A 14,705-nucleotide genomic window follows, 5' to 3' on the forward strand; every position below is an offset into this window, starting at 1 on the left:
GTTTTTTTATATAAAAAAATTCTTTTAACTTAAAAAATTGATCAATATTGGTGCAAAATTTAATATAATCAACAAATAATACTAAAAAAAATTACACTTTAATAAAAAATATAATATTTCAAAAGCCTAAACAAAAAACAATAATGTGACTCAGTTCACAATAATGAGCTTTGATTTTAAATTTTATCTTACTAATTTGGTCTTCTATGTTTTTATCACAGCAATTTAAGTATTTTACTTTTGGATTAATTGTTCTTTGCAATACACACAGTACATTTGCATCAGATAATAGAAAAGTCACAGAACCAACTGTCCCAGAAACATGTAAAACGGTTTATGCCAGAAATACTCTAATTACCGAGGATATTCAAAATGCACTAAATACTTGTAGTGCAGGACAAGCCGTTCGTCTCTCTAAAAATGGCGCAATGAATGTCTTCCTTTCTGGCCCAATTAATATGCCAAATGGCGTAAGTTTAATTATAGACAAAGGTACAACGCTTCGTTCAATTAATAATGCAACTGCCTTCGATAATGGTCAAGGGAATTGTGGAACTCTCAACGGAGATGGTAAGAGTTGTAAAGCACTCATCACATTTTATCATGTTTCAAATGGCGGTATTTATGGAGAAGGTGAAATCGATGGTCAAGGTGGAGAAGTTCTAAATGACAAAATGATCACTTGGTGGGATCTTTCTGAAAAAGCACGGAAACCACGCAGAAATCAGAATTCACCTCGACTGATACAAGTAGAGCGAGGTCAAAATATTACCCTCCATCAAGTTACATTAAAAAATGCACCTAAGTTTCATGCTGTCTTTTCTCGTAGTAATGGCATTACGATTTGGAATATAAAAATTAATACACCATCTAATGCAAGAAATACAGATGGTATCGACTTTATGGCATCGCAAAATGCAACTGTCGCTTATAGCACAATTAGTACTGGTGATGACAACATCGCAATTAAAGCAGATCATCGAAGTGGGCCATCAAGTAATATGAGTTTCTTGCAAAATACTTTTGGTACAGGAAATGGGTTATCTATCGGCAGTGAAACAAAAGATGGAATCTACAATATTTTCGTGGATGGCTTAATTATGCAAGGCACTAAAAATGGGCTGCGTATAAAAAGTGATAAATCATCAGCAGGTGAAGTCGCAAATATTCATTACAATAATGTAGAGATGTCAAATGTAAAAAATGCGATTGTTATGGATACTATTTATGAAAAAAAATCAGGTTCGACAAAAGCAGACTGGCATGATGTTACCTACAATGAAATTACTATTCATGGCCGATCAAATATCATTTTTAATGGTACCAATGCACTAAAACCTTTACATGCAACGCTTAGGAATATGAATTTATCTAACAATGTGTCTTGGATGATTAAGAACGCAAATTTAATAAAATAATTTTAAGATATCGGCCTAATGTATGTTTATTAGGCCATCAATAACACCTAAATTTAAAAGAGTCATTTGTTTTGAATATTTTATTTGTCTTATTGACTACATTACTTTTTATAAATGTCAGTTATGCCTCAAGTTACCCAACCACAGATTTAAATAAGCTTAGTGGGTTTGCAAAGCAAGCACATGTTACAGGTGGCTATGGCGGAAAAACTATTATCGTGAAAGATATTTCAAATCTAAAAAAGGAGATTTTGGGAGATGAACCAAAGGTTATTGTAGTTGAAGGTAAAATTGCTAGTACTAGCAAACAAAAGCTACTTCTTGGAAGCAATAAGACTATTGTTGGCTCCTTCAATAATTCAAATGTTTTACATAATATTTACTTAGCTACATCTTCAAATAGCTCAAATATTATATTTCAAAACTTAGTTTTCAAGCATGATGAAAAAATTAAGGGAAATGGAGATATTCAACTCTATATTAACTATGGGCAGAAATATTGGATTGATCACTGTTCATTCGTCGGACACAGCTGGCAACTAGGAGATGGTAGCCTCGATAAATTAATCTATATTGGCGAGTCAGCAGATTATATCACTATTAGCCATTCATTATTTTCAAACCATCGATATGGTTCAATATTTGGCTATGCGATGAATGGATATAAAGCAAAATATATTGGCTACCCAAGAATTACTTTAGCCAATAACTATTATAACAATATTTATGTCAGATCACCGGGTTTAATGAGATATGGTTATTTTCATGCTTACAATAACTATATTCGTAACTACCACTTGGGTTATACATTGGCACAAAATGCAAAAGTAATTTCTGAGTCAAATTATTTTGAATCAGGTTATGAAAAAGGTATTGTTGATGATAAAAAAGAGAATACCTCGTTCACAGATACAAATAGTTACCCTAGCAGTATACAAAAATACTCGAAGAGTGCCTCTTGGTCTATTCCATACTCCTATCAGACTCAGACAGCAAATTTTTCTAAAAACTGGAATCTTAACTATTCTGGTGCACAAAGTAATGCCAGTAAATTTACCTTCCCATATTAATTCATAGACAAGTGAGTGGATTTTATAGTTCACTCACACTTAATTATATAAAATTATAATTAATTATCCTTTAATATATTTGAATTATTGTTTCCTCTTATTTATTTTAAAAATTGGGGTTAACAATGTACTTTTCGAAGATTCAATATCATTTAACATTCATTTTTTTAACTAGCTTATATATCCCTGTATCTCACGCTATAGACAACCGGAATGTCATCGAACCTACTACACCGTCAGCCTGTACAACAGTATATGCAAGGAATACTGTTATGACTGATGATATACAAAAAGCCTTAAATAACTGTAGTGTTGGTAAAGCCGTGAAGCTTTCAAACAATGGATCAATGAATCTATTTCTTTCTGGTCCAATTACTATGCCAAATGGTGTAAGTCTAATTATAGATAAAGGCACAGTACTTCGTGCCGTTAACAATGCAAATACTTTTGATAATGGTTCAAAAAATTGTGGAACGTTGAATGGAGATGGAAAAGGTTGCAAAGCACTTATTACGTTCTATCATGTTTCAAATGGTGGAATCTATGGGAAAGGTGAAATTGACGGTCAAGGTGGACAAATTCTTAATGATAAAATGTTGAGTTGGTGGGATCTTGCACAACAAGCTAAAAGTGGTAGTCAAAACCAAAATGCTCCTCGTTTAATACAAGTTGAGAGTAGTGAAAATATTAAGCTATATCAAATTACACTGAAAAATGCGCCTAAATTTCATGCTGTTTTCTCTAGAAGTAGTGGTATTACTGTGTGGAATATAAAAATAAATACACCTGCTAATGCACGCAATACAGATGGATTAGATTTTATGTCTTCAAACAATGTTACTGTTGCTTCGAGTAATATTAGTACAGGAGATGATAATATTGCGATTAAAGCCAGTGGAGGTAATGGCTCTTCAACAGATATGAGTTTTTTAAACAACATATTTGGTAGTGGACATGGTTTTTCTATTGGTAGCGAAACTAAAGACGGGGTTTATAACATCTATGTCAATGGCTTAACTATGAAAGGTACTGATAATGGATTACGCATTAAAGGTGACCGCTCACAATCTGGAGAGGTATCGAATATCCAATATAACAATGTGAATATGTCGAATGTAAAAAACTCAATTATTATGGATACTGTTTATGAGAACAAATCAGGATCTACTAAAGCAAACTGGCACGACGTGGTTTACAATGAGATTACTGTTTTTGGTCAGTCAAATATTATTTTTAATGGCACAAATGCGATAGCTCCCCTGAAAGCAACAATGACAAATATGCATTTACCAGATAATATTATGTGGAATATTAAAAATACCAATATAAATAAATAATACTAAAGTAGAGAAGTAGTGTAGCAAGTTGCTACACTATTTATTTTTCTTCTGAATAAATTCTTGAAAAAATTTTTCAATTACCAGAATGTCACTTTGATTCAAATCTTCGATATTTAAATCAACTTTTAACTTATTATTCTTAAAAAGAATTTTTCCGACTTTTTCGCTATTACAATGAATCTGAGATAAAATTTGCTCTGAAGATTTTTCTAAAATAGGAGTTAAATTTTTTTCTGCAACTGGAACAATTTTTGTTTGTTCACATTTCCCAGCCTTGAAGCTTTTCCATGCATCTTCTAAACTTCTTTGGGCATATTCAAGTTTATAATCTGCCAAGTATTTTTTAATACTTGTTGCGACTGTACGCCCAATTAAAGTAGGATCATTATTCAAATCATTTACAATATAGTCGGGCATTTTCTCAAAAGATAAGTATTTATACATATCTTCCCTATTTAGTCCGAGCGATTTTGCGAGTTTACTCTTATTTTTTTTAGTTTCTTCATCTAGATGACTCAACCCCATATAAATTTCATAGTCGGTTAAATCAGCTCGCTTTAAATTTTCAGCAAGTGTTAAGAGTGCAGCATCTTCATTGCTTACATCTATAATAATGACTTCGATTGTGCTTTTAGATAGCAGTTGATGTGCTTTTAAGCGTCGTTCTCCAGCAATAAGTTCATAACCTGAATGAGTTCTTCTGACTGTGATAGGTTGCAATAAACCGATTTCTTCAATTGAGTTCGCAAGCTCCTGAAGTTCTGCCTTGTCAAATCCTCTGCGAGGTTGATTGGGACTACTTATAATTTCAGATAAAGGAATATTTTTACGAAATTCTTTAGCAACAGTAGATTGATCCCTTTGAGCATGACTATGTTGTTTTGTATTCTGTTGTAACCGCTTTGCTAGCAATTCTTTTGCACTACTCATGATTCTAGTTTCACCAATATTTCATTTGCCAATTCAGAAAAAGATAATCTTATCTTTGATTTTTTATCTATATCAATTAAAGATTGTTTGAGTATAGCTGCTTGATTCACTTTTGTACTTGTTGGAATGGTCGTCTCAAATAGTTGGCCTACCGTATTATTGGTTTCATCTTGTATAAGCTTACATACATTCTGTCGCTTATCGTGCTTAATTAATAACGTACCTAATAATTTTAATTTGGGATTAATCCTGTGAATTTTCGATATATGGTTAATTAAGTCGGTAACACCATATAGACCATACTGCGACCCAGATTCAATTGGAATAATGACATAGTCTGCAGCAGCTAGTGCATTACTCGTAAGTATTTTTAAACTAGGTGGACAATCAATCAATATGAAATCATAGATTCCAAATAAAGGCTCAAGTTTATATTTCAATTCCTCATTTGGACGTGGTGAATACTCTTTCAACTGGTCCTCTGTCTTTCCTAGATTAAGCGAACCATATATAAGAGACACGCCCTTAAAATTTGTTTCTTCTTCTAAAGCATCAACCAATAAATTTTCTTCATGAGTCAGAAGTTCGGCAGATGTTATACTAATTTCACTAGGATGTTGTTTACCAATGTGCAGACTTACATTTGCTTGAGGATCCAAGTCAACGATTAGTACGCGCTTTCCACACTCTACCAATTCTGCGGCTAGATGTACTACAGTTGTCGTTTTACCACAACCACCTTTGTGATTAGCCACAGCAATAATCTGTGTTTTATTAGTTTCCATAATTGATATATTTTCGATACATTGAATGAGTTTAATACGAAGTGTAGCAAGTTGCTACACTTTACTCTTTAAAAGTTTACTTAATTATATCATTTAAAAATTTTAACAAAATCCTCAATATAGATCATCAAAAAACTATCATGCTATGTAGCAATAAGCTTAGTATAATTCTTTTAATTACTTGTATAGTCTGCATTTATGAAACATGACCTCAGAAACTTAGATTTCAATTTATTAAAAGCATTTGATGCTCTTTTTGATGAGCGCAGTGTCACAGAGGCAGCTAAGAAGTTATATCTAACACAACCTGCGGTCAGTGGCATGTTACAAAGATTAAGAGATTATTTTGACGACCCTTTATTTATAAGAGCTCAGCGAGGTATTTATCCCACCTCACGAGCAAAACAGTTAGCACCCACTGTTAAAAACATCCTCTTTGATATTGATACATTAATTCAACCTAATCATTTTGATCCTAAAAATGATGAATATTTATTAAGGATATCAGCTACCGATTATGCATTAAAAGTGGTTCTTGTACCTTTTATCGCTCAGTTGAGAATACATGCACCTCATGTAAAAGTTTCAATTCTTCCCATAAGAAATGAAGACATATTTATGCAATTAGAGCAAGGCACAATTGATTTGGCATTAGTTACTTCAGATTTAAACCATAAAGAAGTTTACAAGCAGGATTTATTTACAGATCACTACACCTGCTTAATTCACAAAGAACATCCTCTTGCTTCTCATAAGAATATTACACTTGATGAGTTTTGTAAGCTCAAATATGTCTTGATTTCACATGAAGGAGGGAATTTTGAGGGTATTACAGATCAACAATTGAAAATATTCAATAAAAAAAGGGACGTGATCATTTCTATAAATAGTTTTCTAATTTTGTCTGAAATATTAGCCAACACAGATTTGGTGGCTGTTGTTCCCTCAAAATTAGCTAATAATTTAACAGACTTCTTAACATTTAAACCACCAATCGCAATACCAAATTTTAATAAATCTTTAGTTTGGCATGAGCGAAACCATCGCGACCCAGCACAACAATGGCTCCGTGATCTGATGGTTCAAACTGTATTAAGTAAAAATAGTTAATTATTTACTACTTTTGCTAATCCATCTAACCAGTCTTGATGACCATTTAACATAGGATTGGGTTTTTCTAATGCTAATGCTTTAGCAGGAATGCCTATTTGTGTCTCTTGTGTAAGAATTCGCACTCTATTATCTGATAAATTTTCAATAAGCCAAGCGTGATGCACATCTAAACGCTCAATAGAGTTAATTTCACCAGCCCATCCATGCCAAGCGATTCTGGCTGGATGATGAGCTATAGGTTCAATAAATTCCACAATTTTTGCATCTACAGGGAAACCAAATGTTTTAAAAGAAAATTTTAAATTATCTTGTAGTTGAGTAGCACCATATAACTCTATAGAAGATGAATTAGAATAATATGAAGGCCATAGCTTAGCATTTATTAAATAAGGCCAAATATCTGTTACTAATTTTCCTTGAATAATAACTTCATTTGAAACGAAATTATCTGTAAAACCTGGTAAAAAGCCCTGAGGCCAAATGATAGAATTTAACATAATTACAATCTAAATTTTAAAGAAATATCATGTAATTTTATGCAAAATAATTCAAATCATATTCCTTAATTTCAAATATAACGAAATGATATATGCTATATATTTTATAATATTTACATAACACTAAGCCTCTCTATAAATATAGAGAGGCTTAGTGTTCCCCCAAAAAAATGTATTTATTATTCTTATTCATTTGTTGGATTCATATTAATAGATTTTTATAAAAAAGAATGTAATCCATTAACTACAAAAGTATATAAAATACTCTAAAATAAAATAAGTTATTGATTTAAATATTAATTAATTATACATTTTTTTTTGTAAAAAAATTATTTTGTCTTTATATTATTTTTTTTAAAATTAATTCTCTCAATATTAAACTGTCAAATTTACTATAAACACTAATTAACCATTCATTATAAATTCTTAAAATTATTGTACTATTTCATTTTTAAACCAATACGTTCTAGATGGTGCAAATTCTTTTCAAAGAACTCAGGATTATTTATATTATTTATCAATCTTTTTTCTAAATCTTTATATGATTCTCCAATTTCAGCGTAACTACTTGCGAAGATATCATCATAAGCAAGTTTCTTTGCAAAAAGTTTAATTTGACCTTCTGTTAATCCAATAAATGTAGTTGGTATAAATTCATGTGCTATATTTTCTTCATCAATTTTTAATAATTTTAATTTCAGTTTAAATTGAATTCCACTAATAACTCGACCCTCTTTAAATTGTTCGTATTCGACAGTAATATCTGTAAGTTTATTAATTTGATCAATAGCGGGCTCAAGAACTCTCTTTTTAAAATTATTCATTGCTGTATATTCAGTATCTCCTAAACCTAACTGTGTTCTAAAATCAATAAGACGAATAACTGGTGTTTTCCCAATATCACGCCATGCAATAAGAATTTCATAAAGACGTATGGCATACTTACTGGTTAACTGAGATACTTGTTTCAATTTATATGATGTGAAGTGTTTTTCTAGACGAGTAATTAAAGGAACCACATCTGGCGAGAAAGTCACTTCTAGGATAGCTAACTCATCGATATACTTTATTCGACTCACCCATCTGGATTTAACAACACCCATTTTTCCGGTATTCTCATGTTCTTCTTTGAAGGAAAACTGCCTTTCAAATAAGTTGAGAGCAGCTTCTTTTAAAGCTTTATATGCGGCATGCCGATCGACTTTATAATGATACATATAGTCACCAGCATATATCTGTAATTTACTATCAGCCGTGATACCTTGTCCTGTTTCCCTTGCTTTTACAATAGACAATAAAATTAGACGCTGCTCTGTCAGCTCTAAATTATATGATGCATTAATTAAAATATTATCTTTAACAACCAGTTCATTTTTCATATTAAATTTTAATAAAGATACAACACTCATAAATGTATCTAATAGTACATTATAAGTCAATGTATCTTATTGGTGACTAAACGTATCTTTATTGGTGACTAAACGTATCTTTATTGGTGACTAAACGTATCTTTATTGGTGACTAAACGTATCTTTATTACCTCTGTAATCCTTTAATAGCAAGGCTTATAAGATGTCTAAAAGCATTAAAAGAATATTAAAAGAATATTAAAAGCCTTACTAATTATAAAAATACTAAAATTTAAATCTTTCAATGATTATTTTTTGAACTTATTTAAAATTAACTTTAAAAAGTATCCTTGCATTTGATTCATTTGATTCATTTGATTCATTTGATTCATTTGATTATTGACATGATTCATATGAATCAAATAAGATATTCTTATGTCAAAGTGAGCATATAAAATGAGCCATATTATTCATAGAAACTTAGAAAAATCTCCAATTACAGCAGTTTCTGGAAAAGGGTGTTATTTAAAGGATATAGATGGAAAATTATATTTAGATGCATGTGGTGGAGCCGCAGTTTCTTGCTTGGGACATGGACATAGTGAAATTATTTCTGCAATGCATAAGCAAATAGATCATTTAGCCTATGCACACACAAGTTTCTTTACCACAGATGTAGTAGAAGAATTAGCAGAGCATCTTATCCAAACTGCACCATCATCTCTGAATAGAATATATTTTGTTTCAGGTGGCTCTGAAGCCATGGAAACATCTCTTAAACTTGCAAGACAATATTTTGTAGATATTGGTGAAGAAGAACGTACTGTTTTCTTGGGCCGTTCTCAAAGTTATCATGGCAATACTTTAGGTGCACTTGCAGTGGGTGGTAATGAGTGGCGTAAAAGAATATTTTCACCTTTATTAATGAATGTTGAAAGAGTTGCAGAATGTAATGAATATCGTGGAAAAAAAGAAAGTGAAACCGTCGATCAATATACCGATCGACTTCTAAAAGAATTTGAAAAGAAAGTATGTGATATTGGACCGCATCGAATTATTGCTTTTTGCGCAGAAACAGTAGTAGGTGCAACTTCTGGCGCTATTCCTCCAACTCCAGGCTACTTACGAGGTATTTATGATATATGCCGTAAGTATGGTATTTTGTATATTGCCGATGAAGTCATGTGTGGTATGGGAAGAACAGGAACATTACATGCGTTTGAACAAGATGATTTTGTTCCTGATATTGTTGCCGTAGCAAAGGGGTTAGGTGGCGGTTATCAACCTATTGGTGCAGTATTTACAAAAGACTTTATTATAGATGCTATAAAAAAAGGAACTGGCTTCTTTCAACATGGCCATACCTATATTTGTCACCCAACAGCAGCGGCGGCAGCTTTAGCTGTACAAAAAATAATTTTTAGAGATAATTTAGTAGATCATGTAAAACATCAAGGTGATTACCTATTTAATCAACTTCAACACAAGCTTTCGTCTATAGAGACAGTTGGAAACATACGTGGAAGAGGATTATTTTTAGGTATTGAGCTCGTTCAAAATAAAGAATCTAAACAGGCATTCGATCCTTCAAAAGAAATTCATAAACTAATTAAAAAAGAATGTTTTGAAAAGGGCTTAATGGTATACCCAATGGGAGGAACAATTGATGGTCAAACAGGTGATCATATTCTTTTAGCTCCACCTTTTATTATTAAAAAAGATGAGATCGACTTTATTGTAGATACACTAGATATTGTCATTCGAAAAGTGACAAGTACTGTGCTGTTAGAGAAATAAAATGACTTTAAAAGATAGACTTCCTCCATTAAATGAAAGTACTTGGACACTGGAACAGAGGAAAGAGGCAGAGAAAATTATTTCAGGTCCAAGAGGGGAGTTAATAGCTCCTTTTCAGGTACTATTAAGAAACCCCCAGTTAATGAACTGCACACAGCAGTTAGGAGAGTATTTAAGGTACTCAAGCACTATTGGTCATAGATTGACAGAGCTTACTATTTTAATTACAGCAAGATATTGGCACCAAACAGTTGAGTGGCAAATACATGCGCCTATTGCTATTGAAAAGGGAATTTCATTGAAAGATGTAGAAGCAATCAATTTTAATCAACAACCAAATTCCCTCAAATATGATGAACAAGTTGTTTATGATTTTTGTATGGAACTTCAAAAAACAAAAAAAATTAGTGATCAATGTTGGAGTGATGCGATAACATTATTTGGAGAAAAAGGAGTAATCGATTTAATCGGAATTCAAGGATATTATTCCTTTTTAGCAATGGTTATGAATGCCTCTCAAACTTCAGCATTGAATACAGATGTTAAACTTCAAAAACTAGAGTAAGCCATGTACATTCCAAACGAGTTTAAAGAAGTGAGATCAGAAAAGATAAAAGATCTCATTGAAGGTTATCCACTTGCTTGTATTGTTGCTCATACACAGCATGGGCTTTGTGCAACGCATGTTCCATTAATTCTGAAGGCTGAAGATATTCTGATTGGTCATATTGCTATTGTAAATGATATGAAAGATCGAGTTGCTGAAGGTACTGAAGTATTGTGCATATTTAAAGGGGATGATGCTTATATTTCTGCAAATTACTACCCAAGCAAGTTTGAACATCATCAGCAAGTACCTACATGGAATTATCAGGTCGTACATATATCTGGAACAATCCACTACTTTTCAGATAGCCGAAGAAAGTTAGCAGCTGTAGGGATGCTTACCAAGGACATGGAAAAAAAAACAAATGGTTTAGCTGCATGGAAGATGTCAGATGCACCGAAAGATTATATTTTTAAACTTCTTGATGATTTAGTTGTATTTGAGATACATATTTGTAAGATACAAGCACAGTCAAAATTGAGTCAAAATAAAGAAAAGAGAGACTTTGATGCTGTTGTGCAGAGATTAGAACAAAATGGGAAAACTCGTCTTGCAGAAAATATGCGTACATTTAAAAAAGGGTAGATCATTCTACTTCTAAATATTATGCATATAAAAATATATATGCTTTTTCATGTTTTATTCAGAGGCTCATTATACCTAAAACAGACTTTTAACTAATATAAATTTATATAAGTAGAGTAGTTTTAAGGAGGAAATTCAAATCATTAGAAAAAATTTAGATCTTTATAATATGTTTATTTAATCGTAAAAATTTCTTTATGTTTAATTTGAATTTATCACTTAGCTTAAATATTTTTTATAAATTTTTTATTTGAAATGAATTGTTATCTTATGATATAGCATCACAAAAGTGTGATGTTTTACATAAATACTATGCTTTTTTTGCTAAATTTCCTATAAAATCCTTAGGTTAATCTAATAAAAATACAGTTAAGTCAGACAGCCATGTTTATTCGAAAACTACTTGATCCAGAATTTCTTAATCGGCTTTCTACTCAAAAGCTGACCACAAGACTAAGTTTTTTCAACTTAGGCTTCTCTATGGCATCTTGGGCATCTCTTATTCCATATTTAAAACAAAAACTTTCTTTGGATCATACCGAATTAGGATTGTTGATTTTATGCATGGGGCTAGGATCAATTGCTGCAATGCTTTTAACGGGTCGTGTTATTAAGACATTAGGTTGTCGATTTATTATTGCATTTTCCTCTATTGTTTTTATATTTACTTTACCATTAGTAACGCATTTAGATAATATACCTATTCTTGTATTTTTCTTAACTTTTCTAGGTATTGCATCTGGTGCAACAGGGGTTGCGGCAAATTTTCAGGGTGTCATTATTGAAGAAAAAAATAATAGTCCGCTTATGTCTAATTTTCATGGAATGTGTAGTTTGGGCGGCTTAATTGCTGCATTAAACATGACAGGACTATTACATAGTGGTTTTTCACCTTCATCCGCAACGCTTTTGGTTAGTTCTATTATTACGCTTATAGCAATCTTTGCTGTTCTAGGTGCACTTTCGAAGTCTGCTGTTAATGATGTGACACAACCAAAGGTGACTACTGAGGAGGAAGCACCCTCTATACGAAATAGTGCAATGCCACACCCTGTAATTCTAATGCTTGGTATGATGTGTTTTATTGCTTTTTTGACGGAAAGTACAGCATTAGACTGGAGCGGTGTGTATCTTACAGATATTTATCATACATCATTGTCTAATGCTGGATTAGCATATAGTTTTTTCGCAATTACGATGACTTTCTCTCGTTTCTTTGGGCATATATTTCTTAGAAAAATTGGAGAGAAGCGCTTAATTTGGGCAAGTTCATTGTGTGCAAGTGCCGGAATGGCCGTTGTTGTACTTGCGCCCATGTGGTATTTAGTGCTTCTAGGATATGCTCTAGTGGGATTAGGCCTTTCAAATATTGTTCCTGTATTATTTTCACGGGTTGGAAGGCAAAATTTTGTACCAAAGTCCCAAGCACTTTCTTATGTATCTATTCTTGCGTATTCAGGTGCATTGAGTGGATCAGCATTAGTGGGGTTAATTGGTCAGAAAACAGGACTCACATTTGTCTTTGGTTTAATTTCTGCATTACTGTTATGTATTGCTGTTTTTAACTCATATACGATTGTAAAAAGACGTCGTAAAGAACGAAAAATGCGAAAACTAATGATTTCACCTAAAGAAACACAGTCTGATTAATATCTCAAATTATGCACTTAGATTTAAGTGCATTCAATTTTTAGTAACTTTGCTGCAAACAGCTATTCTTAAAGATTTACTTGGCATTATGATTCTCAAATAAAGAAACCTGTATCAAAAATAGTCAAATATTTAACTTTAATTTTTTAATACGACCATAACCCAAATTAATAATGAAGATAATCCATTTCAGGATTAATACCATCTAATCCTATTTCTTTCTTATCAATTCCAAAATTTTCACTTTGCTGAACAAGAAGAGATACCACCTCATAGAGAGCATAATTATAGCCCTTATTAAAGTTTTCATATTCATCAGAAATAATAATTTTCTTTTCTAGAATTTCTTTAATAACATCAGCTAAGAAATTCTTGTAGGTTTCATTACTCATTTTAAAGCTGGCCATTAGTATAAAAGAAGCCACCTTCAATAAAAAGGTGATTAGTTAGGTATTGAATTAATCTAGTAGGATCTTTCTGGAGTGGATAAACTCAAAACCTCCAAAATTTGATGCTTAGTTACAACAATAAATTCATATAGTTCATCTTTGTAAATTTCTCAGCTTTCATCATTATACCAATCAATGAAATTAGACTTATTTATGATAAATAACTAGCACTTGTTATCAAATTCTTGCTTACCTAAAGTGTTAAATTCCTTTCTTTCTTCAATTGAAAAATCAATAACTAACAGTATAATATTACTAAAAATTTTAAAAAATATAATCAAAATGGGAACTAAAGGATCGTATTTTTAATATTTCAACTTTATGGTGAATATGATAGCTGCTGTTGTTGCATATCGCCTGAATCTAAAGAAGTCTAAATCTCGACGAATAATTTAAATTTAGGCTTTTTGTGTCGAACTCAGGTTAATTTAGAATTTTTATTCGTTTTATTCAATCCATTGAGTAATTCTAGAATCTTGTAAATATGAGTATTTATGGCGATCATAGAATGCAAAACAGACATGTTTATTACTAGTTTGACGACTTAAATTTCGATTAAATTGCATTAACCTTGAATGATTAGAATTATCTAAACGAATTTGAATTCGCTCAAAGGGATTACAATTTTTTTCGAACGACCACTACAATTTTCATAATATATATAATTAATTGCTGTACTATAACTTTTAGAAAGTTTCATTGGTTACTTTTCTTTTATTCTCATACCCATGCTAAAAGATATCATCCCAACAATAATAAACCCAAGCATTGTCAAAATAGGTAATATCGCCCAAAGTGTATTTTTCTCAGCTTTAGGCATTATTATAGAAAATGTAATAATAAAAGTAACAAAAGCAGAAAAATGTAAGATTAAACCTATAATAATCAAAAAATCAGACATCAATTATTCAATATATATTTTTCGAATCACTCTATGCTTTCTATTATACTTTTTTGATGATATTCAAATGATTACAGCAATAATTATAAAAACTAATGCCAGTCCATGATCATGATTAGACTATTGATAAAAAACGTTTTATCAAAAAGATATTTGGAAATAGTATTTATTCTAAAATAACTAAAAGGAACTATTTACCCTTATTTAACATAAT

The 14,705-nt window shown here is 31.5% G+C and carries 14 protein-coding genes; 8 read left to right on the forward strand and 6 right to left on the reverse strand.

Translation table 11 applies throughout. The features are described from left to right. Positions 1-206 precede the first annotated feature (206 nt). The 3 genes from OZX61_RS12195 (at position 207) to OZX61_RS12205 (ending at position 3,825) form a co-directional block, all read left to right on the forward strand. Positions 207-1,418 (forward strand): glycosyl hydrolase family 28 protein, encoded by a 1,212-nt coding sequence (locus OZX61_RS12195; RefSeq protein ID WP_277095746.1) that lies wholly within the window; start codon positions 207-209, stop codon positions 1,416-1,418. A 71-nt stretch (positions 1,419-1,489) separates the two neighbouring features. Continuing rightward, complete coding sequence (locus tag OZX61_RS12200; protein WP_277095747.1) at positions 1,490-2,488, forward strand: hypothetical protein; 999 nt, start codon at positions 1,490-1,492, stop codon at positions 2,486-2,488. A 272-nt stretch (positions 2,489-2,760) separates the two neighbouring features. Continuing rightward, a complete protein-coding gene (locus tag OZX61_RS12205) occupies positions 2,761-3,825 on the forward strand; it encodes a glycosyl hydrolase family 28 protein (RefSeq protein WP_277095748.1) in 1,065 nt (354 codons plus the stop codon). 36 nt (positions 3,826-3,861) lie between these two features. On the opposite strand, the gene OZX61_RS12210 is transcribed toward OZX61_RS12205, so the two are convergent. Next, positions 3,862-4,758 (reverse strand): ParB/RepB/Spo0J family partition protein, encoded by an 897-nt coding sequence (locus tag OZX61_RS12210; RefSeq protein WP_277095749.1) that lies wholly within the window; start codon positions 4,756-4,758, stop codon positions 3,862-3,864. Further along, positions 4,755-5,543, reverse strand: coding sequence for a ParA family protein (locus OZX61_RS12215; protein ID WP_277095750.1), 789 nt, complete (start codon positions 5,541-5,543; stop codon positions 4,755-4,757). The genes OZX61_RS12210 and OZX61_RS12215 overlap by 4 nt, the downstream gene beginning before the upstream one ends. A gap of 198 nt (positions 5,544-5,741) precedes the next feature. Here OZX61_RS12215 and OZX61_RS12220 point away from each other — a divergent pair, with 198 nt between their 5' ends. Continuing rightward, on the forward strand, positions 5,742-6,653 hold the full coding sequence (locus tag OZX61_RS12220; RefSeq protein ID WP_277095751.1) for a LysR family transcriptional regulator: 912 nt from the start codon (positions 5,742-5,744) through the stop codon (positions 6,651-6,653). Here OZX61_RS12220 and OZX61_RS12225 read toward each other — a convergent pair. Together OZX61_RS12225 and repM are read right to left on the reverse strand one after the other, a co-directional pair. Then, complete coding sequence (locus tag OZX61_RS12225) at positions 6,650-7,153, reverse strand: SRPBCC domain-containing protein (protein WP_277095752.1); 504 nt, start codon at positions 7,151-7,153, stop codon at positions 6,650-6,652. The genes OZX61_RS12220 and OZX61_RS12225 overlap by 4 nt on opposite strands. A 440-nt stretch (positions 7,154-7,593) precedes the next feature. After that, entirely contained in the window at positions 7,594-8,532 is a 939-nt protein-coding gene (repM, locus tag OZX61_RS12230) for a replication initiation protein RepM (RefSeq protein WP_277095768.1), read from the reverse strand. Positions 8,533-8,958: 426 nt separating this feature from the next. On the opposite strand from repM, the gene OZX61_RS12235 reads away from it, so the two are divergent. From OZX61_RS12235 to OZX61_RS12250, 4 genes are all read left to right on the forward strand, one after another. Next, the gene (locus OZX61_RS12235; RefSeq protein ID WP_277095753.1) at positions 8,959-10,299 is read left to right on the forward strand and encodes an aspartate aminotransferase family protein; all 1,341 of its coding nucleotides are present in this window, start codon (positions 8,959-8,961) and stop codon (positions 10,297-10,299) included. Between the two features lies 1 nt (position 10,300). Beyond that, on the forward strand, positions 10,301-10,864 hold the full coding sequence (locus OZX61_RS12240) for a carboxymuconolactone decarboxylase family protein (RefSeq protein WP_277095754.1): 564 nt from the start codon (positions 10,301-10,303) through the stop codon (positions 10,862-10,864). Between the two features lie 3 nt (positions 10,865-10,867). Beyond that, the gene (locus tag OZX61_RS12245; RefSeq protein ID WP_277095755.1) at positions 10,868-11,491 is read left to right on the forward strand and encodes an FMN-binding negative transcriptional regulator; all 624 of its coding nucleotides are present in this window, start codon (positions 10,868-10,870) and stop codon (positions 11,489-11,491) included. A gap of 384 nt (positions 11,492-11,875) precedes the next feature. Further along, the gene (locus OZX61_RS12250) at positions 11,876-13,141 is read left to right on the forward strand and encodes an MFS transporter (protein ID WP_277095756.1); all 1,266 of its coding nucleotides are present in this window, start codon (positions 11,876-11,878) and stop codon (positions 13,139-13,141) included. A 167-nt stretch (positions 13,142-13,308) separates the two neighbouring features. On the opposite strand, the gene OZX61_RS12255 is transcribed toward OZX61_RS12250, so the two are convergent. Further along, positions 13,309-13,548, reverse strand: coding sequence for a hypothetical protein (locus tag OZX61_RS12255; RefSeq protein ID WP_277095757.1), 240 nt, complete (start codon positions 13,546-13,548; stop codon positions 13,309-13,311). A gap of 745 nt (positions 13,549-14,293) precedes the next feature. Next, positions 14,294-14,491 (reverse strand): hypothetical protein, encoded by a 198-nt coding sequence (locus tag OZX61_RS12260; RefSeq protein ID WP_277095758.1) that lies wholly within the window; start codon positions 14,489-14,491, stop codon positions 14,294-14,296. Positions 14,492-14,705 lie beyond the last annotated feature (214 nt).

It is taken from the genome of Acinetobacter sp. ESL0695, assembly GCF_029392135.1.
GTDB lineage: Bacteria > Pseudomonadota > Gammaproteobacteria > Pseudomonadales > Moraxellaceae > Acinetobacter > Acinetobacter pollinis.